The sequence below is a fragment of the Streptomyces sp. NPDC104581 genome (assembly GCF_055583685.1).
This window is the reverse complement of sequence record NZ_JBVJNN010000041.1, coordinates 33,226-54,368: the sequence shown is the minus strand read 5'-3', so window position 1 is coordinate 54,368 and position 21,143 is coordinate 33,226. Positions and strand designations below refer to the sequence as shown.

Below are 21,143 nucleotides of genomic sequence, written 5' to 3'. Positions count from 1 at the left end.
ATGAATCTCCTTGATGCCCACTTCGTACCGGCGGTGGACGGCGTGGCCTACGGGCTGTTGCTGTTCGTCGTCGCCGCCGGCCTGAGTCTCGCCTTCGGCACCGCGGGCGTGCTGAACCTGTCACACGGCACGCTGTACGCGATCGGCGCCTATACCGGTGCCGAGTTGAGCGACGGGACCTGGGGCGGCCTCGCCGTCGGACTGGCGGCCGGGACCGCGGCGGCCACCGCCGCCGGGGCCTGTCTGTCCGCCGCGACGATCCCCCTGGCCCGTCGTGGGCATCTCGCGCAAGCACTGCTGACGTTCGGGCTCGCCCTGATCGGCGGCAATCTGCTCATCGAGTTCTTCGGGGCCGACGAGCTACCGGTACGCGTCCCCGAGGCGCTCGACTCCTCGGTGACGCTGCTGGGCCACCGTTACCCCGCCTACCGCCTCTGCTTCATCCTCATGGCGGTGGTGCTGGCGGCGTTCGGTACGTGGGTGCTCACCCGCACCCGCGTGGGCGCGGCGGTACGGGCGTCCGCGGACGACCCGCAGATGCTGGCGACCACCGGGCACAGCCCCCGCGCCGTGCACACCGGTGTGCTGGCCGCCGCCGGGGCGCTGGCGGGTGCCGCCGGAGTGCTCGGCGCGCCCATCATCGGGCCGGGCGCCGGCACGGCCGACACCGTGCTGATGCTCTCGCTCGTGGTGGTCGTGCTGGGCGGGCTGCGGTCGCTGTGGACCACGCTGTTCGCGGCGATCGCCGTCGGCGAGGTGCAGACGCTCGGTGTCTCGGTGGCGCCGGACTGGGCGCCGTACCTGCTGTTCGCGGCGATGGCCGCCGTACTGATCCTGCGCTCCCAGTTCACCGAACCGGCGACTTCGGGGGCGCACGGCGGCGGGGACGGTGGCGCGGACCCGGTCGAGTGGCTGCGGCGGCGGCTCTCCGCGTCCTTCAAGGGGCGGGGAGCGGGCGCCGCGGCGCCGTCCGGTCCGGTCCCGTCGGGGACGCCCACGGGGAAGTCCTCGGGGGCGGTCCCGTCCGGGGGCGGTGCCGACAGGACGGAAGCGGGCGGACCGGGGAGCCGCGCGAAGCTGCCGTGGCTGCTCCGCGGCGGCGGGGACGGAGGCGACCTCGCCTCTCGGGTACGCCAGGCCGCCCCGCTCCTCGTGCTGCTCGGCGTGCTCATCGCCCTGCCGACGCTGCTCGACGCCTACACCATCTCGCTGGCCGGCTCCGCGCTCGCCCTCGGGCTGCTCGCGGTCAGCGTCACCATCCTGACCGGTTACGCCGGGCTGCCGACCCTGGGCCAGACGGCGCCGTTCGCCGTGGGCGCCTACGCCACCGCGAATCTCGCCGACGCCGGATGGACCGCGGGCCCGGTCCAGATCGTCGTCGCGGCGATCGCCGCCGCGCTGTTCTCCCTGGTGACGGGGCCCGCGGTGATCCGGGCCCGGGGGACCACGGTCCTGATGATCACCCTCGCCATCGGTGAACTGGCGAGCGCGGCCATCAACCAGCTCAAGTCCGTCACCGGCGGCGCCGACGGACTCGTCGGCTTCCCGCCCACGCAGGCGCTCTGGGGCGGTGAGGGGATGGTCGACGAGAGCGAGGTCTACAACTACGCGCTCGCCGTCGCGGTCGTCTCCGTCGCCGTCACCCTGCTCGTGCTGCGCTCCCCGGCCGGAAGGCTGCTGATCGGTACCCGCAGCGCCGAGGCCCGCATGCGCGCGTCCGGTCACCCCGTGGGCCGCTATCTGCTGATGGCGCACATCGGCGCCGGCGCGCTCGCCGGGGTCGGCGGCTCGGTCATGGTCACCGTGCAGCAGTACCTCTCCCCCGCCGACGTCGGTTTCGAGATCGCGGCGTTCGCGCTGCTGGCGGCCGTCATCGGCGGCAACACCTCCGTGGTCGGCGCCCTGATCGGCGCCGGACTCATCGTCAGCACCCGCGACTGGGTGGCCGGTTCCTGGCCGGGCCACGGCCATCTGCTGCTCGGCGTGCTGTTCGTCCTCGCCGTCTATCTGCTCCCGCGCGGTCTGGCCGGCCTGCGCGCCGGACGGGGAACCGGTGGGCCGGGTCCCGGTGGACGGCGGACGACCGGGGCCGACCGGCCACCGTCCGACCACGACAGCGCTCCGGCCGGGAAGGTCGCCCCATGACAGCCAGCACACCGGCCACGGCGCCGGTACTGGACCTGAAGAACCTCACACGGCGGTACGGGAGCCTCACCGCCGTCGACGACGTCAGCCTCCGGCTCCCCGCCGGAGCACGGCACGCCGTCATCGGGCCCAACGGCGCGGGCAAGACCACCCTGCTCAACCTGATCGCCGGCACCGACCGGCCCGACCACGGCACCATCGCGCTGGGCGGCACGGACATCACCCGTACGGCCACCGCGAAGCGCAGCCGCCTCGGGATCGCCCGCAGCTTCCAGCAGCCCTCGGTCATCGGTGAGCTGTCGGTGCTGGACAACATCGTGCTGGCCGGCTGGCGGCACCACGCGCTGCGCCGGGGAGCCTGGCGGCGCCCCTCCCGCTACCGGCAGCACGCCGAGTCCGCCGGGCGGCACCTGGAGGCCGTCGGCCTCGCCGACTCGGCGCGCAGGCCGGCCGCCGACCTGTCGCACGGTCAGCGCCGCATGCTCGACCTCGCGGCGGCGCTCGCGGGCGACCCCCGGCTGATGCTGCTCGACGAACCCGCCGCAGGACTGACCGAGGGCGACATCGGCCGTCTGCTCACGATCCTGCGCGGCCTCCCGGACAGCGTGGCCGTCATCCTGGTGGAGCACCATGTCGAGGTCGTCGCAGAACTCGCCGAGACGGTGACCGTGTTGGCGGCCGGACGGGTCCTGATCACCGGTCCCACCGCCGAGGCGCTCGCCCATCCGGAGGTCCGCGACGCGTACCACGCCACGGGCGCCCGCGATACAGCAGAAGCGAGAGGGTGACCGACCACCGATGCTGGAACTCACCGGCCTGACGGCGGGCTACCACGGCGGCACCGTCCTGCACGACATCGACCTGACCGTCCCCGCCGGCTCCGTCCACGCGATCGTGGGCCACAACGGGGCGGGCAAGACCACCCTCGTCCACACCGTGGCGGGGTTCATCCGCCCGTCGGCCGGCTCGGTGCTGCTGGACGGCCGGGACCTGACCGGGCAGCCGGCGCACCGGGTGGCGCGCGCCGGGATCGGCCTCGTACCGCAGGGGCGCCGGGTCTTCGCCGGGCTCACCGTCGCGGAGCACCTGCGGCTCTCCTACCGCCCGCCGCGCCGCGGCGACGCGGCCCGGCCCGGCGCGTGGACCCCGGCCCGGGTGCTGGAGCTGCTGCCCCGGCTCGGTGAGCGGCGGGGCAACCGGGGCACGGACCTGTCCGGCGGCGAGCAGCAGATGCTCGCCCTGGCGCGTGCGCTGCTGGGCTCGCCGAGCGTGCTGCTGATGGACGAGCCGACGGAGGGGCTGGCGCCCGGCCTGGTCAAGCAGGTCTACGAACTGGTCGGCACCCTGGCGGACGAGGGGATCGCGGTGCTGCTGGTCTCACCGAGCCCCACGCAGGCGGCGGAGTGCGCCCGCACGATCACGGTGCTCACGTCGGGCCGCCCGACCCTGCGCATGTCGGGCGAGGCCGCCCGCGCCGACCCGTCCCCGCTCCACGAGGCCCTGGAACTGACCCCGTCCCGTCCGGCGGCCGGCTGAATCCGCCCGGCGGGCAGTTCAAAGCCCGTGCGGCGCTAGAGGACAACGCGCCCGGCCCGTGCGGCGTTTGAGGACAGCACGCCCGGCCCGTCAGGCGCTTGAGGGCGGAACCGGCCCACCGGGGACCCCCGGTGGGCCGGTCGCGTCACTTCAGCCGGTGCCCGCCGAACCCGCTGTTCCGGTCCGACCCGCTGTTCTGCGCCTGCCACCACACGTCGAACTCCGCCTGCCCCATCGCGCCCCACTCCGGCGTGTTCTCCACCTGCGCGCTGCCCATCCTGCGGGCCAGCGCGACCAGCGAGGCGCCGACGGCCCCCCGGTTGGTGTCGTACGCCTCCGCGATCTCCTTCCAGCTCCCCCCGGCCACCGCCGCGGCCTCCAGCGCGGTCGCGTCCTGGAGCGCCTTCACGCTGCCGCCGCCGATGTGCGGCCGGGCCACGCTGGCGGCGTCGCCGACCAGCAGCATCCGCCCGGAGGTGTACTGCGGCACCTCCAGGTCGTAGATGGGCTGGATGAACGTGGTCTCGGCGGGCGTACGGAGCACCCGGGCCGCCCAGTACGGCGGGAAGTTGTCCGCGACCAGGGCCCGGAGGTGCGCGGTGAGCGCCGAGTTGAGCCGGCCTGGCGGCAGCGACGTCGGTGTCCGCAGGTCCGGGTGGAGGTCCTCGGACTCCGGCGGGGCGGTGTAGAGCACCCAGTTGAGCCGGTGTCCGCCGACGCCGTCGGGGATGCGGTAGATCATGCAGTGGCCGCCGGGGAAGACCACGTTGTGCGCGTCGTTGCCGTCGGACGGCAGGTCGGCGACGTCCGCGGAGGTGCCGCGCCAGCCGATGTACCCGGCGTACGTCGCGCTGAGCCCGGGGAACATCGCCTCGCGTACGACGGAGCGGTAGCCGTCCGCCCCGATCACGGCGTCGAAGCGTTCCCGCTGTCCGTCCGCGAGTCGGAGGGTCACACCGTCCGAGTCGGGCTCCACCGCGTCGACGAGCGCGCCGGACCGGTAGTCGACCTCCTCGGGCACCCGGCGCCGCAACTCGCTCCACAGGGAACCCCAGTTGTAGGCGCGGAACGGGAACGGCTGCTCGCCCACGGCCCGTCCGTGCTCCGCCTCACCGTCCCGCACGCTCCACACCCGGCGGGTCAGCGGCGCCCAGGGCATGTCGGCCGCCACGTACCCGGCGCCCTGGAGTTCGTCGTACCGGTCGTTGTGGAGGGCGATCCCGACTCCCCTGTCGCGGAGTTGGGCGTCGGCCCGCTCGAAGACGGTGACCTTCCCGGCCCCGCCGCGGGACACGGCCAGCGCCGTGGCACACCCCGCTATGCTGCCGCCGACGACGGCGACGCTGCCTCCACGCATACCTGGCACTCCCACTCGGTCGATGTTCCGGTTTCCCCCGCGCTCGGGGCCACGACGGATCTTATCGACGTCAATCCCGCGCCGAGCGGGCGCGACGGCTCAGCGACAGCCGTTCCGGTCCCCACCGCGAAGGAGGCGCTCGCCGGGCGGGGAGCGCGACACGGCCCGGTGGAGGCCGATCCCACCGGGCCGGTCCCGACAAGACACCATCTAGCGCCGCGCACGCACCAGTTGGGCGTCCGCCCAGTCTCCGTGGTCCGAGTCGATGCCGTCGCCGCCGTCCGTGACGCGCAGTGTCAGTTGCCGCACCCCGCTGACGTCGACGTCGAACGCGTACGCCGGGTCCGCCGGCCCCAGGACACCGCTGCGGGCCAGGACCTCGCCGTCGCCGATCACCTCGAACTCCACCGAGCCCTTGTCCGGCTTCTCCTCGTCGATGCCGGCCCAGGCCGTGAAGCGGTCGTGGGCGCCGTTCAGTTCGACGGTCACCTCGGAGCGCGCGTGCACCCCGAGTCCCTTGTCGTACGTCGTGTCGCCCAGCCGCAGCGGGCCGCCGTCGCCCGCCCCGTCCTCGCCGTTGGAGAGATCGCGCTCGACCGGGCCCCAGCCGTTGGACTCGGATGCGAACGGCAACGAGCTGACGTACACGGTGCCCTCACGTGCCACGAAGACCCGCACCGTGCGCTCGACGGTCAGCGGCGGCGCGTCAGGGCGGGCGTCCGGGTCGCGGTAGGCCACCGTGACCGGGATCTCCGTCGCCCCGTACTCGGGGTCGGCGGGGACGGTGACCCGCCAGGACGCGGTCAGCGCGGCCCCGTCGGGCAGTTCGTCCGCCGTCGCCCCGTCCCCGTCGACCGCCCAGCCCTCCGGGGTGCGGGCGCCGAGCGTCACGTCCTCGGCGGGTCCCGCCTCGTCCAGGACGAAGCGCGCGGTCATGTCGACCTCCGCGCCCGGCAGTGCGTCGGTCTTCGCGGGGGTGACGGAGAGCGTACCGACGGGCACCGTGTCCACCGGCCGGTCGCAGCTCTCGCGGCCCGGCACGGCGCGGCAGATCTGCGCGGCGAAGCCGCCGTCCGCCAACACCGGCACCGTGAGCGCTTTCTGACGGTCAATCACCTGACTCTGGCGCACGACACCGTCGGCGCCGTCCCGTAGGACGTCGACCCGCCACGAGCCGGGGCCCAGGAACGTCAGCGGGACCCGCTCCGTACCCCCGTCGCCCGCCCTGATGGAGCCGAGGAACCACCGGTCGCCGTTCCTGCGCGCGAACGTCGCCGCCTCACCGGGCGTACCGGCGACGAGCCGGCTCTCGTCCCAGACGGTCGGGACCTGGTCGAGGAACCCGGCGAGTTCGGGCCGGGCGCGGTACGCCTCGACGCTGCCCGCGTAGTTCTGGAACCCGGACTCGTACACGACGGAGAGCGCCAGCTCCGCGGCCTCGGTGTTGTCGCGCTGCCCGAACTGGAAGCCCATGGGGGTGAAGTCCATGGAGCCGACCACGTTCCGGGTGTAGGGCAGGGTCGCCATGTCGTCGGCCCGGACATCGCCCTGCTCGGCGCCGTGCACACCCTCCATCGTCATGACGTGCGGCCAGGTGCGCTGGATGCCGTGCGGCAGCGTCGAACCGTGGAAGTTGACCATCAGCTCGCGGTCGGCGGTCTCCCGCAGGATCTCGTCGTACCACTCCATGCGTTCACGCGAGTCGGAGTCCATGAAGTCGATCTTCAGCCCGGCCGCGCCCCACTCCTTGACCTGGTCGAGCCGGCGCGTGCGCTCGGCGGGCGTGTCGAGATCGGTCCAGTGCATCCACAACAGGACGCCCACGCCGCGCCGTTCGGCGTACTCCATCAGTTCCGGCATCCAGTCGGTGGTGTTCCAGCCGTCGTCCACCAGGGAGTACTCCCAGCCGTGCGCCGCCGCGTAGTCCACGAACCGCTGCTGGGTCTCCAGGCTGCGCTGCGCCGCGCCGAACCCGGCGAGCCAGGACCAGGCGACGGCGCCGGGACGGATCCAGGAGGTGTCCGCGACGCGGGAGGGCGGGGCCAGGTCGTCCACGAGCGTGGACTCGGTCACGGTCGCCAGGTCACCGGCGATCACGGTCCGCCAGGGGGTCGCGAGCGGCCCGCCGGCCGGCCGGGGTACCGAGGGGTCGGCCAGGGCCACGTCGTAGCGCCCGTCGCCCGTCGTGTGTGTGAGCCGGCTCGCGGGATAGCGGCCGTCGACGTCCGCCTCGGTGAGCAGTACGTGGTCGTCGCCCACCTGGAAGAGCGCCGGGTAGGCGTACTGGCCGCTGGGCGCCCCGGCGGCGGTCGTACCGTCGTACGGCTGCTCGTAGTTGACCGAGTAGTCGCTCAGCCGGGCCGGCGCGTCCGCCGGCAGCACGAAGCCGGACGCCTCGCGCAGCACGGCGCCGTCGCCGGCGGGGAGCACATAGCGGTAGGCGACTCCGTCGGCGGCGGCGCGCACGACCAGGTCGACCCGTGCCCCGCCCTCGCCCCGGAGGGTGAAGCGCGACTCCGCCATGTCGACGGTGCGGCGGCGCTCCTTGCCGACGACGGTGGTGTACCGCTCGGTGATCCGGCGGTCCTCCCGGTCCACCAGACGCAGCCCGCGCGTCAGGTCGGCGTCCTCGGTGACGATGCCGACGGGCGAGGGCTCGACGAGGGTGCGGTCGCCGTCCCGTACGGCGAGGGTGACGGTGCCGTCGGCGGGTTCGAGCCGTACGGCGGCGACGGGCCCGCCCCGGGAGACGGTCCAGTCGGACCCGGCGGGCACCGGTCCGGTCGCGCCGTCCCGGGCGGCGGCCGGGGTCCCCAGACAGAGCACCCCCGCGAGAGCGGTCGCACAGGCGGCACGCCATCGCTTCGCCGATCCTGGTCTGCTGTTCGTCATCGCTTGTCCCTCTCACTCGGAGCCGGGCTCAACGGGCAAACACGGGGCGCGAGTCGGTGATGACAGGGCAGAGCCTGAAGGGGCGCCCGCGCCCCGGATTGTCCACCGGAATTCCCCGGAACCGCCAGGGTCTGTCGCACAGAATCCAACAGAATCCATAACCCGCATACGACGCGGGCATGGGCCGGCCGGGGCGTCTCGTCACACGGGTGCGGTGCCGCGTCACGCACGGGGAGAGGAAGCCGGTCACCGCGTCCGGGCAGCAAGGTCCCCGCCCGGCCGGACCGGCGGGGCCGCGTGCGGGGTTCCCCGGCAGGCGCTCAGGCCGAGCGCTTCCTCGCCGGGGCCTTCTTCGCCGGGGTCTTGCCGGCCGCCGTCTTCTTCGCGGCGGCCTTGCCTGTCGCGGCCTTGCCCGTCGCGGCGGTCCCGCCCGTCGCGGCCTTCTTCGCCGCCGTCTTCTTGGTGCCCGCCGTCTTCCCGGCGGCCGTCTTCTTCGCCCCGGTCCCGGCGGCCGTCTTCGACGCGGCCTTCTTCGGCGCCGCCTTCTTCGTGCCCGCCGCCTTCTTGCCGGTCGGCAGACGCGTCACCTCCGCGTGATCCCCGCCCCCTGCCCCGCCGCCCTCGCCACGCGACGCCTTCGCCGCCCGCACACTGCTCTCCAGCGCCGCCATCAGGTCCAGCACCTTGCCCCCGCCCCGCTCCCCCGCCCCCTCCGGCGCCGGGAGCCCGCCGCCACCCGCCTTGGCGGCGATCAGCTCCTCGACGGCCTCCCGGTAGTCGTCGTGCAGGGATTCGAGTTCGACCTCGCCGAGAGTGTCCATCAGGGCGTCGGCCAGGTCGAGTTCGGCGTCCCGGATGCTGACCTCCGTCTCCGGCGCCACCCCCTCCGGCCGGCGGATCTCGTCCGGCCACAGCAGCCCGTGCAGCGCGATGACATCACCGAGGACCCGCACCATGCCCAGCCGCTCGCGACCGCGCAGCGCGAATTTCGCGATCGCCACCTTCTCGCTGCGCTTCAGGGCCTCGCGCAGGAGTGTGTACGGCTTCGCGGCCGGTACGCCGTTCGCCGCGATGTAGTACGCCGAGCCCACCTGGAGCGGGTCGATCGACTCCTCGGGCACGAATCCCACGATCTCGATCGTCTTGGCCGTCGGCAGCGGCAGCTGGGCGAGGTCGTCGTCCGAGATCGGGATCATCGTTCCGTCCGCGTCCTCGTACGCCCTGCCGATCTCGGCCGAGGTGACCTCCCGCTCGTCCAGCTCGCAGACCTTCCGGTAACGGATCCGGCCACCGTCCGCCAAATGGATCTGCCGGAACGAGATCGAGCGGCTCTCGGTGGCGTTCATCAGCTTGATCGGGATACTCACCAGACCGAAGGAGATTGCGCCGTTCCATATGGATCGCACGTTAGATCCCTCACATCCAGAATTCGTGGGATTCTCATCGTATGACGCCCATCGCCGAGGTGGAGGGGCGGCGGATCCCCCTCAGCAACCTGGAGAAGGTCCTCCACCCGGCCACCGGGACCACCAAGGGCGAGGTCCTGCACTACTGCGCGACCTCGGCCGGTGCCCTGCTCGCCCATCTGGCCAATCGCCCCGTCTCCTTCCTGCGCTACCCGGACGGCCCCGCCGGCCAGCGCTTCTTCACCAAGAATCCGCCGCCGGGCACGCCGTCCTGGGTACGCAGGGCGACGGTGCCCCGTTCGGCGGAGTCGACGGCCGAACAGGTACTGGTGGAGGACCTGGCGACACTGATGTGGGCGGCGAACCTGGTCGTGGAGTTCCACACCCCGCAGTGGCAGGTCGACAGTCCGGCCCGCGCCGACCGCATCGTCTTCGACCTGGACCCCGGCGAGCCCGCGACCGTCGTGGAGTGCTGCGCGGCGGCGCTCTGGCTGCGGGAACGGCTGGCGGCGGACGGGCTCAACGCCTACGCCAAGACCTCGGGCTCCAAGGGCCTGCATCTGCTCGTGCCGCTGGAGCCGACCCCGTCGCGCGAGGTCTCCGCCTACGCCAAGTCGCTCGCCGTCGAGGCCGAGGCGGAGCTGCCGCAGCTGGTGGTCCACCGGATGGCCCGTGCGCTGCGCCCCGGCAAGGTGTTCGTCGACCACAGCCAGAACTCGGCGGCGAAGACGACGGCCGCGCCGTACACACCGCGCGCCAGGACGGAACCGACCGTCTCCACCCCGGTGTCCTGGGAAGAGATCGGCGACTGCGCGGCGCCGGAGGATCTGGTCTTCCGCATCGGTGACATCGCGGGGCGGCTGGCGCGGTACGGAGACCTCCTCGGCCCGCTCCTCAATCCCAACCGGGCGGGCCGCCTGCCGTGACCGCCGCCCTCGCGGGCGTGCACCATGGGGGTGCGCCGGTCATGAGCACCGTGAAGCGTCATGAGAAGAGAAGGAACCACGCATGATCATCTTCGGGACCAAGGGCTACATCTACCAACTGGCGATACTGACGCTCGTGTGCGGCCAGTGCGGCAACCCGTCCGCGCACACGCTCCGCAAGCGCGTCTCCAAGTTCACGCTGTTCTTCGTGCCGCTGTTCCCGTACTCGACGAAGCACTACACGCAGTGCACGTTCTGCGGTGTGGAGCACCAGGTGCCGAACGAGCAGGCCGAGCAGCTCCTCGCACAGAGCGCGTCGCAGGCCCAGCAGGGCATCGGCCAGCAGCACGGCGCCAACCCGTTCGCGCAGGGCGGTCAGGGAGGCGGCGGCAACCCGTTCAGCCAGGGCGGCCAGGGACAGCAGCCGGGCCAGGGCGGCAACCCGTACCAGCGCTGAGGCCGGCCGGGGCCGCGGGCACAGGGACAGGGCCGGGGGGACGGCCGGGGGCGCGAGACGGGGCACACAGAGTCACGGTTGCGGACAGAATGTGACGAAATTAGGGTAAATCGGGCGAGCCACCCAGTCCCGCACATCGCCCCTCGCCCCCCTCTCCGAACATCAGGAGTCACGCATGTCCCAGCGCCCCCCGCGTTCCCCCGCCCCGCGCCTCCGGGGCCTCTTCGGCCCGTACGTCGCGGCCCTCGCCGTCGCCGCCGCCGCACTGACCGCCACGCCCGCGCTGGCGGCGGTGCCGGCGCCGCCGCCGGTCGGCTCCGGCGGCCACACCGGTATCGAGGCCGGGCGCACCGGCGACGCCGGCCCCGAGACCGAGACCTCCACGATGGGCTCGGGCGAGTACAAGGGCCGTGTCACCGCCAGGACCGGGCTCCTGCTGCGCGACAGGCCCTCCCGCGGCGGCCGGGTCATCGGCAGCGCCGCGTACGGCTCGATCGTGCACATCCTCTGCAAGACGCGGGGCGACGAAGTGAACGGGAACGACCGCTGGTACCTCCTCACGGACGGCAACTGGGCCTGGGGCTCCGCCGCGTACATCGAGAACATCGGCAAGGCACCGCGCTGGTGCTGACCCTGCGGGAGCCCGACATGCCTTATGTCTTTACATAAGCGGACATAAGGCATGTCGGGTTGCTACGTTGCGCTCCATGACCGCAACGACGGCGGACTCGCCCCCGCCCGAACTACGTCTCCGCAAGCGGCGCGGGGTCGAGCTCTCGCTCGTCGTGTGCGCCGTTCTGATCCCGCTCCTCGGTTACGCCGCCGTCGGTCTCGCCCATCACGACGCGGTCCCGCCCGACGCCCCGCGCCACAGCGCGGGGCTCGGTCTGCTCGCCCTCATGGCGCATCTCGCGGTCCGGTTCCGCGCCCCGTACGCGGACCCGCTGCTGCTCCCGATCGCGGTCCTGCTCAACGGCGTCGGGCTCGTGCTCCTGCACCGGCTGGACCTGGCCACTCCCGGCGAGCGGGACGCGCCCGCGCAACTCGTCTGGTCGACCCTCGGTGTCGCGCTGTTCATCGCCGTCGTCGTGCTCCTGCGCGACCACCGGGTGCTCCAGCGGTACGCGTATCTGTCGGTGGTCGCCGCGCTGCTGCTGCTGACCGTGCCGATCTTCTTCCCCGCCGTGAACGGCGCCAGGATCTGGATCCGGATCGACGAACTCTCCTTCCAGCCGGGCGAGTTCGCGAAGATCCTGCTGGCCGTCTTCTTCGCCTCCTATCTCGCGGCCAACCACGGCGCCCTCGCGTACACCGGCCGCCGGATCTGGCGGCTCCAGTTGCCCACCGGCCGGGTGCTCGGCCCGATCGTCGCGATCTGGCTGCTCAGCGTCGTCGTACTGGTCCTGGAACGCGACCTCGGCACGTCGCTGCTCTTCTTCGGCCTCTTCGTGATCCTGCTGTACGTGGCGACGGGCCGCACCGGCTGGATCGCGGTGGGGCTGCTGCTGGCCGGTGTCGGCGCGTTCGCCGTCGGCTGGCTCGAACCGCACGTCCACAGCCGGGTGGAGGACTGGCTCGATCCGTTCGCCTCCATCGACGCCGGGCAGGGACCCGGCCAACTCGCCCAGTCCCTCTTCGCGTTCGCGGCGGGCGGCATGTCCGGTACGGGGCTGGGGCTCGGCAGGTCCGTCCTCATCGGCTTCGCCGCCAAGTCCGATTTCATTCTCGCGACGGCGGGCGAGGAGCTGGGGCTGATCGGGCTGACCGCTCTCTTCCTGCTGTACGCGCTGGTCGTCGCCCGTGGCTACCGCACCGGGCTCGCCCTGCGCGACCCGTTCGGACGGCTGCTGGCGGTCGGTCTGGCGTCGATCGTGGCGCTCCAGGTGTTCGTGATCGCGGGCGGGGTGACGGGGCTGATCCCGCTCACGGGCATGGCGATGCCGTTCCTGGCGCAGGGGGGTTCCTCGGTCGTCACCAACTGGGTCATCGTGGCGCTGCTCATCCGGCTCAGCGACTCGGCGCGCAGACCGCGTCCGGAGACGGTGGACACGGGCGTGATCGCGTCGGCGGTGATCGCGACGGGAGCGGCGGGAGACGTCGGACCGGCCGGACCCGCCGGACCGGCGGAAGGGCCTTCGGCCGAACCGGCGGGCGGGAGCGAGAGATGATCAGCCATATCCGTCTCGCCGCCGCGTTCTGTCTGCTGATGCTCGTCGCCCTGCTCGTCAACGCGGCGCGTATCCAGGTCATCCAGGCGGACTCGCTCGACCGCAACCCCGCCAACCGCCGTGCGGCCATGGACCGTTACGAGCAGCCGCGCGGGGAGATCGTCGTCGAGGGCCGGCCCGTCACCGGTTCGAAGGACACCGGCCAGCAACTGCGCTACGAACGCACCTACACCCAGGGCCCGTTGTACGCCCCGGTGACCGGCTTCTCCTCGCAGACGTACGGCACCACCCTGCTGGAGCACGCCCAGGACGGCATCCTGGCCGGCACCGACCCGATGCTGGCACCGCTGCCGTTCTGGAACGACATCACCCGGACCCACCCGCCGGGCGGGCGGGTCGTCACCACCGTCAGGTCGGCGTTGCAGCGGGCGGCCTACTCGGGCCTCGACGGCAGGCGCGGCGCGGTCGCCGCGGTCGAGCCGGCGTCGGGCAGGATCCTCGCGCTGGTCAGCAGCCCCTCGTACGACCCCGGGACGCTCTCGGGCACGGGCCGGGCGGTGACCGACGCGTGGCGGCGGTTCAACAGCGCCGACGACCAGCCGATGCTCAACCGGGCCATCCGGCAGACGTATCCGCCCGGTTCGGCCTTCAAGATCGTGACGGCCGCCGCCGCGCTGGACGCCGGGGTGGTCGACGACGTCGACGAGCCGACGGGCGTGCCGGAGCCGTACGTCCTGCCGGGCACGCGCACCACGCTCCCTAACGACGCGCGCGGCTGTGACAGGGAGTCGCTCGCCTACGCGATCAAATGGTCCTGCAATTCGGTGATGGCCGGTCTCGGGGTGGCGGTCGGGCTCGACGGGATGGTGGCGGCGGCGGACCGATTCGGGTTCAACGACCGGCGGTTGAGGATCCCGTCGGGTGTCGCCGTGTCCAACTTCGACCGGGAGATGAGCGACGACCAACTCGCGCTCTCCTCGATCGGCCAGTTCGACACGACGGCCACCCCGCTCCAGATGGCGATGGTGGCGGCGGCCGTCGCGAACGACGGGGAACTCATGCGCCCCTATCTGGTGGACCGGACGCTGGCGGCCGACGGCGACGTCGTCTCCCGTACCGGCGAGCACTCCGACCACCGGGCGATGAGTCCGTCGACGGCCTACCGGCTGCGGAAGTTGATGGTGGAGGTCGTGGAGACCGGTACCGGGAAGAGCGCCGGGATCGACGGCGCGACGGTCGGCGGGAAGACGGGCACGGCGCAGCACGGCGTGGGCAACTCCGGTACGCCCTATGCCTGGTTCATCGCCTGGGCCCAGGCCGCGGACACGGGCCGGCCCGCGGTGGCGGTGGCCGTGGTGGTGGAGGACGCCGAGGCGGTGCGCGGTGAGATCAGCGGGGGCGGCGACGCCGCGCCGATCGCACGGGCGGTGATGGAGGCGGCGCTGCGAGACTAGGCCGTGTGGTGGACGACGGCTGGTGGTCGGTGGGCGAGGCGCTGGACCGGATCGGCAGGCTCGATCCGGAGCTGAGCGCGTTCGTCGAGGTGTGGCACGCGCGGGCGGCGGATCCGGTGGACCGCCGACTGCCCCTGGCGGGGCTCCCGTTCGCGGTGAAGGGCCCGGCGGGTCTCCGCTCGTACGCGGCGCGGCGGCTGGTCGCGGCGGGGGCGGTGCCGGTCGGCTCGACGGCGGTGCCGGGGCCGGGGACGTACTGGCGGACCTGGGGTCTGGGCGCGCACGGCCGTACGGTCAACCCCTACCGCGCCGACCGCGTGCCCGGTGGTTCGTCGGCCGGTTCGGCGGTGGCGGTCGCCGCCGGCCTGGTGCCGCTGGCGACGGGAAGCGACGGGGCGGGCTCGGTGCGGATTCCGGCGGCCTGGTGCGGGGTGTTCGGCCTGAGGACGACGAGGGGGCTGCTGCCGTCGCCGGACCCGACGGAGCTGGCGACGGCGGGGGTGCTGACCCGGCGCGTACGGGACGCGCGGCTGTATCTGCGGTGCGTGCTCGACGGGTACCGGGAGGCGCCCCGGGTGCGGACCCCGGTGCGCGCCACGTACTCGCCCGACCTCGGTTTCGCGCGGACGGATCCGGCGGTGGAGGCGGTGGTGCGGGCGGCGGTCGGCCGGCTGGTGGCCTCCGGGGTCGTACGGCTCGACGGGGCCCCCGGCGCGCGACTGTCGCTGCTCGACCCGCGCGGGACCTGGCTGGCGGTACGCGGCGGCGGGGCACCGGCCGAGGAAGAGGGCGCCGGCGCGGATGTGCGGGCGGAGAACGACCGGCGGCTCGACGCGTACTTCGCGCGTACGCCGCTGCTGCTCAGTCCGGTGACACCGAACCGCCCGCACGGTCACGACGGACCGGGCCCCGACGTCTACTCGACGGCACTGACCTGGGCGTTCAACCTGAGCGGGCATCCGGCCGCGAGTCTGCCCGCCGGGTTCACGCCCGACGGCTGCCCGGTGGGGCTCCAACTGGTGGCGGAGCGCGGGGCGGACGTCCCACTCCTCGAAATCGCGCGTGCCGCGGAGGAGGCCCTGCCTATCGTGCGCCCATGACGACATCTTCCGCCGCCCCGGCCGGCCGGCCAGCCCCCCAACCCGCCCGCGAACTCGCCCAGGTGAATATCGCACGTCTCAAGCACCCGCTGGACTCGGTCGAGTTGAAGGGTTTCACGGACGCGCTCGATCCCGTGAACGCGGTCGCCGACGCCTCCGACGGCTTCGTGTGGAGACTCCAGAGCGACTCGGGCAACGCCACCGACGTCCCGGTCTTCGGCGACGAGTGGCTGATCATGAATCTGACGGTGTGGCGTGATGTCGACGCGCTGACGGCCTTCATGTACCGGGGACGGCACCGCGAGCTGCTGTCCCGCCGCTTCGAGTGGTTCGAGCGCGTAGAGGAGGCGATGACGGCGCTGTGGTGGGTGGACGCGGGCGTCCGCCCGACGGCGCGGGACGCGGAGCTGCGGCTGCTGAGTCTGCGCGAACACGGCCCGACGCCGCACGCGTTCACGCTGCGGAAGACCTTCGGGCCGCACGCGTAGCCGGGAGCGGCCAACACGCGCTGTTGTACGGGGAGTCGACAAGTGGCGCGGAGGGGATTGACGAGAGCTACTGACAGGAAGTCTCATAAGAGGGTCGAGACCGTACCCCCGGTAACCCCAGTCATGAGGTGCTCTCAGCCATGACAGCAGCGCACGAACGCGATGTGACAGCCCCGCCCACGCGCGACGACGGCGGGGGCGGGGGCGACGTGCTCCACGCCGGACTGCGGGCCGGCCCCCGCGACGACGACGGCGCACGCGACATCCAGCTCCTGCGCGACGCGCTGGGCCCGCTCCGGGACCGCGAACAGGTCGCGCTGCGCCTCCTCGAAGCCTCGGCCAAACACTCCTTCGACCCGGACACCGACCTCGACTGGGACGCCCCCGCGGAGGACGGCAAGTGGTACTGGCCGCCGGAGCTGGTCTCCCTCTACGACACCCCGCTCTGGCGGAAGATGTCCGAGGAGCAGCGGATGGACCTCGCCCGCCACGAGGCCGCCTCACTCGCCTCGCTCGGCATCTGGTTCGAGATCATCCTGATGCAGCTGCTGGTCAGGCACATCTACGACAAGTCGGTGACCAGCAACCACGTGCGCTACGCCCTCACCGAGATAGCCGACGAGTGCCGGCACTCGATGATGTTCGCGAAGATGATCCAGAAGGGCGGCGCACCGGCGTACCCCGTCCCCCGCGTCTACCACAACGTCGCGCGCGTGCTGAAGACCGTCTCCACGACCCCCGGTTCGTTCGCCGCGACGCTGCTGGGCGAGGAGATCCTGGACTGGATGCAGCGCCTGACGTTCCCGGACGAGCGCGTCCAGACGCTGGTGCGCGGCGTGACCCGCATCCATGTGGTGGAGGAGGCCCGCCACGTCCGCTACGCCCGCGAGGAGCTGCGCCGCCAGATGGTGACGTCCCCCCGCTGGGAACAGGAACTGACCCGCGTCACGGCCGGCCAGGCGGCCCGCGTCTTCTCGGTCTGCTTCGTGAACCCCCAGGTCTACGACAACGTCGGCCTGGACCGGCGCGAGGCCGTGGCCCAGGTCCGCACGAGCCCCCACCGACGCGAGGTGATGCAGTCCGGCGCGAAGCGCCTGACGGACTTCCTGGACGACATCGGGGTCATGCGCGGCACGGGACGCCGTCTGTGGAAGGCGTCCGGCCTGCTGGCGTGAGTACGGGTGGGGCCGGGGCACCCGGCCCCACCCGGCGCACGGGCCCGCCCGCCCCGGTCAGTGCTTCGCCCGGCGGCGCAGGACCAGCGTGGTGCCCGCCACCGCCACCGTGACCAGCGCGGCGCCCGCCCAGATCTTCGTGCCGTCCGTGTCCGAGACACTGCCGCCCAGGCCACCGCGGGCACCCCTGGACGGGTTCGGGCTCGGGCTCGGGCTCGACGCCGCGCGGACGGTGAAGGTGAACGAGGAGGGGCTGCCGTTCGGGCAGGCGATGCTGATCGTGTGGCTGCCAGCGCGGGCGTCGCGGCGGACGGTGCCCGTGCCCCGGTAGGTACCGCCCGATCCCGCGGACAGCACGACCGAGCCCGTGAAGGCCCCGGACGAGGCCGTCACCGTGCTGGCGTCGCAGCCGCCGTTGAGCGTGAGCGAGACCGAGGAGCCGGCGGTCGCCGGGTTCGGGCTGACCGTCAGGGTCGGCTGGGTGTCGGCATGGACCGTCGCCGCACCCATGCCCAGGGCCAGGGAGGACAGGGCAGCGGTGGTGAGGATGCGAACAGGGCGCATGGTGGGGATCTCCGCTTCCTTGGCACGGTGCGGGCGTCTGCCACCCGCTCGGGGAACCGGGCCGTGGCCTTCATGAAAGGCAGACACACCGTCAAGCGGCGCGCCGACGCCGGACACCCCGTTCCGTCGAACAGCTCAGCGCCGGGCGCGAAGCCGCTGGTCGCGGACGTGGGACGGGGACGGGCGGCGGGGACGCTGCCGTACGCCGCGGGGGTGACCGGCGTCCGCCCCGGCGGGGCACTGCGCGACACTGGCGGCGTGAGAAGCGAAGAGACCGTCTTTGTCGGCGGACCGCTCGACGGTCGCGTACTGCCCGTGCTGACCGGGCCGACCGGGCAGCCGCCGAAGTGGTACGAGGTACCCGTGCCGGACGCCGCGGGCGGGCCGCCCACCGTGCTCGCGTACCGGCGCGTGCCCGCCGGGTACACCAGGCGGCTCGGGCTCCAGCGCGGCTGGAAGTACGAGTACGTCCCCGGGGGGCGCGAGCGGCGCACGCTGAAGTGGCCCTGGTCCAAGCCGGGACCCGGCTGAGCGTTCGGCGGTTCGGGGCGGGATCGCGAACTCGTTGGCCACACACGGTCACATATGGTGCGGCAGGCGCGATTTGTCGGGCACCATCTAGGATCGACCAGGCCGGAGACGACCTCCCGGCAGAGCGACCAGGGGGCTTTTCGCGTGATGGAACCGCTGCGGCACGACGACCCACGCCTTGTCGGCCCGTACACCGTGCTGGCGCGGTACCGGGAGTCGGCCGGCGCCGTGCGCTATCTGGCGTACGGCGCGAACGGCGCCACCGCCGTCGTCTCCGTCGCCCGCCCGGACCTCGCCGCCCTGCCCGCCTTCCGGCGGCGCTTCCAGGCCGAGGCGCGCACCGCCGAGCGGCTGGCCGGCGGGTGGGTGCAGCCGCTGCTCGACTCGCGTACGGACGCGGCCGGGACGGAGCCGCTGTGGACCGCGAGCGACTACATCCCCGCGGTGACGCTCGGCGAGGCCGTGGCCGTCGCCGGTCCGCTGCCCGCGCGTGCCGTGCGGATACTGGGCGCCGCGCTCGCCGAGACGCTCTCGCGGGTCCACGCGACGGGGGCCGTGCTGCACGGGCTCACGCCCGACACCGTGACCCTCGCCGCCGACGGGCCGCGCCTGACCGCCTTCGGGGCGCTGGGCGCCGCGGCGTCGGCGGAGGCGGCCGAGGGCGGACGGCTCTCCGTACGGCTGGGATATCTGACCCCGGAGCAGCTGAACGGCGAGGAACCGGGACCGCCGTCCGACATCTTCGTGCTGGGTCTGCTCCTCGCGTACGCCGCCACCGGTACGACGCCCCTCACCGAGGGACCACCGGACGCGGCGGCCGAACGCATCGCGCACGGGACGGCCGAACTCGACGGTGTGGCCGAGGAGTTGCGGCCGATCGTCGCGCGCTGCCTGGCCAAGGAACCGGGCGAGCGGCCGACCGCCGGGGCGGTGGCCGCGGAACTGGCACTGGAGGGCGCAGCCGCGGCGGCCGTCGCCGTACCGGGCGGCTGGCTGCCCGACGCGCTGTCGGCCTCGATCGCCGCACAGGCCGCCCGGGTCGACGCCCTGCACGCGCCGCTGGAGAACCCGGCGGACAGGGCGGCGGAGGACGCTACGCCGGAGGGGCCGGCGGACGCCGTCCCCGGGGCCCCCGCCGGCGCCGCGTCCGAGCCCGACTCCCGCACCACCCGTATCGGCCGTCCCCGGACCGCGTCAGGCGGCGAGAGCGGTGTCGTCGACCGGCCGACCGCCGCCCTGTCGGTGCCCCGCGCCCGGCCCGAGCCGACCGCGCTGCCGCTGCCCCCCGCCGCCGCCCCGGTGCCGCAGCAGTCCCAGCCGCTCCCGGCCGGGCCGCCGGGACCGCCCGCCCTGCCGCCGGGGCCGGTGCCCGCCACCGTCCCGGCCGCCGCCACGGGTTCCGGCTCGGGTTCCGGCTCGGGCCCGCTGGCCGCGCTGCGGCGGGGGCCGCTCGGGCAGCCCCTCGGGCGGCGCGCGCTCATCACGGGCCTGGTCGCGGGCGCCGCCGGGCTGGTGATCGGCGGCGCCGGTGCGCTCGCGCTCGCCGACGACGAGCCGTCCGGCGATACCGACGCCAAGCCCGGCAAGGACACCCGCGAGGGCCTCACCGGGCTGCCGCCCGAGGCGCTGTGGGCGTACGAGCAGAAGGTGGCGGCCGACGAGGTCCTCAACGCCGCCGTCATCGGCCGCGTCCTCGTCCTGACGGCCGCGTCGGGCGCGACCGGCGTGGACGTGCGCACCGGCAAGCGGCTCTGGCGCGACGCCGGTGCCGCCGCGCTCCACCAGGCGCTGCCCGCCTCCGGCGGACTCGCCCTCGTCGCCGGGACGACCGGCCTGCTCTGGATCTCGGCCGCATCCGGCGAGGTGAGGCACCGGATCGACTACGCGGACGGTGTCGCCGACGCGCCGGGACTCGTCGTCGCGGGCATCACCGGCAGCGGTGACGGCCAGGTCTGGTTCACCGGATCGCACAAGTCCGGTACGGGGAAGACGGCCGCCGTCCGCACCCATCTCTTCGCCTTCGACCTGGCGACCCGCAAGGAGCTGTGGCGCTCCGTGATCTCCAACGGCCGCGCCCCGTTGACCCCCGTGTACCAGCTGATCGCCGTACGGGAGGCGGACATCGTGGTGCGCCAGGACGCCAAGTCGCTGACGCCCGCCCAGGTCAAGGCGGGCAAGGGCAGGTCGGTCTACCACTGCTTCAGCCGCGCGGACGGGGAGCGGGTCTGGTCCAGGTCGTTCGGCGCGGTGCCGCCCTCGGCCGGTTCGGCGGGGGACGCGGAGGGACGGCTGTTCGCGGCGGCGGCCGACCAGCTGTACGCGTACGACACCGCCGGCACCGGGCAGTTGTGGCGCAGGTCCGGCGCGCCACGGGTACCGGGGCAGGACTCCTTCGCCTTCGGCACCGGCACACTCCTCGGCTCCACGCTCTACATCGCCAACCGCTATCAGGAGGTGTACGCGCTCGACACCGAGTCGGGCGTGGAGCGCTGGAAGGGCACGACCGAGGGCCCGGCCTGGAGCGGCGTCCCCCGGATCACGGTGAGCGGGAGCGGCCGGACGGTACTGTCCGCCGACGGGCTCCAGGTGACCGCGTTCGCCGCGAAGGACGGCAGGCGGCTCTGGAAGTTCCAGAACGCGGGCGGGCCCGCCCCCTCCCCCGACGCCGACGGCGCCGCCGTGGCGCCGCCCGCGTACCAGCCGCTGATGGCCGGGAAGAGCGCGGTGATCCGGCGCGGGGGCACCTTCTACGCGCTGCCGGTCGACTGACCCGGGAGGAGCCCGGAGCGCGCAAGCCGCCACGCCGGGGGCCGCCGTATCGGCCCGCCGGGGGTGACGGCGTGCCGCCGTACCGCCCAATTGTCCGCTAAGCACACGAGGGGCGGGCATCTGACGCCGCATCATCGCCTTGGGGCCGGACGGACCGTCCCGTACCTGGAGGTGA

General features: G+C 73.4%; 17 protein-coding genes. 13 read left to right on the top strand and 4 right to left on the bottom strand.

Going from position 1 to position 21,143, the window contains the following annotated elements:
• From ACZ61E_RS26720 to ACZ61E_RS26710, 3 genes are read left to right on the top strand one after another with little or no spacing between them, the layout of a single operon-like run.
• Positions 1 to 2,145 (top strand): ABC transporter permease, encoded by a 2,145-nt coding sequence (locus ACZ61E_RS26720; RefSeq protein WP_469702416.1) that lies wholly within the window; start codon positions 1 to 3, stop codon positions 2,143 to 2,145.
• A complete protein-coding gene (locus ACZ61E_RS26715) occupies positions 2,142 to 2,933 on the top strand; it encodes an ABC transporter ATP-binding protein (protein WP_469702415.1) in 792 nt (263 codons plus the stop codon). Before ACZ61E_RS26720 ends, ACZ61E_RS26715 begins: the two co-directional genes overlap by 4 nt.
• Positions 2,934 to 2,943: 10 nt before the next feature.
• Positions 2,944 to 3,681, top strand: coding sequence for an ABC transporter ATP-binding protein (locus tag ACZ61E_RS26710; protein ID WP_469702414.1), 738 nt, complete (start codon positions 2,944 to 2,946; stop codon positions 3,679 to 3,681).
• Positions 3,682 to 3,826: 145 nt separating this feature from the next.
• Here the strand turns inward: ACZ61E_RS26710 and ACZ61E_RS26705 are convergent, their stop codons facing one another.
• The 3 genes from ACZ61E_RS26705 to ku form a co-directional block, all read right to left on the bottom strand.
• A complete protein-coding gene (locus ACZ61E_RS26705; protein WP_469702413.1) occupies positions 3,827 to 5,038 on the bottom strand; it encodes an FAD-dependent monooxygenase in 1,212 nt (403 codons plus the stop codon).
• Positions 5,039 to 5,248: 210 nt separating this feature from the next.
• On the bottom strand, positions 5,249 to 7,930 hold the full coding sequence (locus ACZ61E_RS26700) for an NPCBM/NEW2 domain-containing protein (RefSeq protein WP_469702412.1): 2,682 nt from the start codon (positions 7,928 to 7,930) through the stop codon (positions 5,249 to 5,251).
• Between the two features lie 320 nt (positions 7,931 to 8,250).
• Complete coding sequence (gene ku / locus ACZ61E_RS26695; RefSeq protein ID WP_469702411.1) at positions 8,251 to 9,336, bottom strand: non-homologous end joining protein Ku; 1,086 nt, start codon at positions 9,334 to 9,336, stop codon at positions 8,251 to 8,253.
• Positions 9,337 to 9,377: 41 nt separating this feature from the next.
• Here ku and ligD point away from each other — a divergent pair, with 41 nt between their 5' ends.
• From ligD to ACZ61E_RS26655, 8 genes are all read left to right on the top strand, one after another.
• The gene (gene ligD / locus ACZ61E_RS26690; protein ID WP_469702410.1) at positions 9,378 to 10,262 is read left to right on the top strand and encodes a non-homologous end-joining DNA ligase; all 885 of its coding nucleotides are present in this window, start codon (positions 9,378 to 9,380) and stop codon (positions 10,260 to 10,262) included.
• An 82-nt stretch (positions 10,263 to 10,344) separates the two neighbouring features.
• Positions 10,345 to 10,719, top strand: coding sequence for a zinc-ribbon domain-containing protein (locus ACZ61E_RS26685; protein WP_469702409.1), 375 nt, complete (start codon positions 10,345 to 10,347; stop codon positions 10,717 to 10,719).
• A 175-nt stretch (positions 10,720 to 10,894) separates the two neighbouring features.
• Complete coding sequence (locus ACZ61E_RS26680; protein ID WP_469702408.1) at positions 10,895 to 11,350, top strand: SH3 domain-containing protein; 456 nt, start codon at positions 10,895 to 10,897, stop codon at positions 11,348 to 11,350.
• A 76-nt stretch (positions 11,351 to 11,426) separates the two neighbouring features.
• Positions 11,427 to 12,887 (top strand): FtsW/RodA/SpoVE family cell cycle protein, encoded by a 1,461-nt coding sequence (locus tag ACZ61E_RS26675; RefSeq protein WP_469702407.1) that lies wholly within the window; start codon positions 11,427 to 11,429, stop codon positions 12,885 to 12,887.
• On the top strand, positions 12,884 to 14,341 hold the full coding sequence (locus ACZ61E_RS26670; RefSeq protein WP_469702406.1) for a penicillin-binding transpeptidase domain-containing protein: 1,458 nt from the start codon (positions 12,884 to 12,886) through the stop codon (positions 14,339 to 14,341). The genes ACZ61E_RS26675 and ACZ61E_RS26670 overlap by 4 nt, the downstream gene beginning before the upstream one ends.
• 8 nt (positions 14,342 to 14,349) lie before the next feature.
• Positions 14,350 to 15,441: an amidase family protein gene (locus tag ACZ61E_RS26665; protein WP_469702427.1), complete on the top strand. Its 1,092-nt coding sequence runs from the start codon at positions 14,350 to 14,352 to the stop codon at positions 15,439 to 15,441.
• Positions 15,438 to 15,929, top strand: a complete 492-nt coding sequence (locus ACZ61E_RS26660; protein WP_469702405.1) for a DUF3291 domain-containing protein — start codon at positions 15,438 to 15,440, stop codon at positions 15,927 to 15,929. Before ACZ61E_RS26665 ends, ACZ61E_RS26660 begins: the two co-directional genes overlap by 4 nt.
• Positions 15,930 to 16,069: 140 nt before the next feature.
• On the top strand, positions 16,070 to 17,104 hold the full coding sequence (locus ACZ61E_RS26655; protein WP_469702404.1) for an AurF N-oxygenase family protein: 1,035 nt from the start codon (positions 16,070 to 16,072) through the stop codon (positions 17,102 to 17,104).
• A 57-nt stretch (positions 17,105 to 17,161) separates the two neighbouring features.
• On the opposite strand, the gene ACZ61E_RS26650 is transcribed toward ACZ61E_RS26655, so the two are convergent.
• A complete protein-coding gene (locus ACZ61E_RS26650; RefSeq protein ID WP_469702403.1) occupies positions 17,162 to 17,668 on the bottom strand; it encodes a hypothetical protein in 507 nt (168 codons plus the stop codon).
• A 258-nt stretch (positions 17,669 to 17,926) separates the two neighbouring features.
• Here ACZ61E_RS26650 and ACZ61E_RS26645 point away from each other — a divergent pair, with 258 nt between their 5' ends.
• Together ACZ61E_RS26645 and ACZ61E_RS26640 are read left to right on the top strand one after the other, a co-directional pair.
• Positions 17,927 to 18,199: a hypothetical protein gene (locus ACZ61E_RS26645; RefSeq protein ID WP_469702426.1), complete on the top strand. Its 273-nt coding sequence runs from the start codon at positions 17,927 to 17,929 to the stop codon at positions 18,197 to 18,199.
• Positions 18,200 to 18,346: 147 nt separating this feature from the next.
• Positions 18,347 to 20,968, top strand: a complete 2,622-nt coding sequence (locus tag ACZ61E_RS26640; protein WP_469702425.1) for an outer membrane protein assembly factor BamB family protein — start codon at positions 18,347 to 18,349, stop codon at positions 20,966 to 20,968.
• Positions 20,969 to 21,143 lie beyond the last annotated feature (175 nt).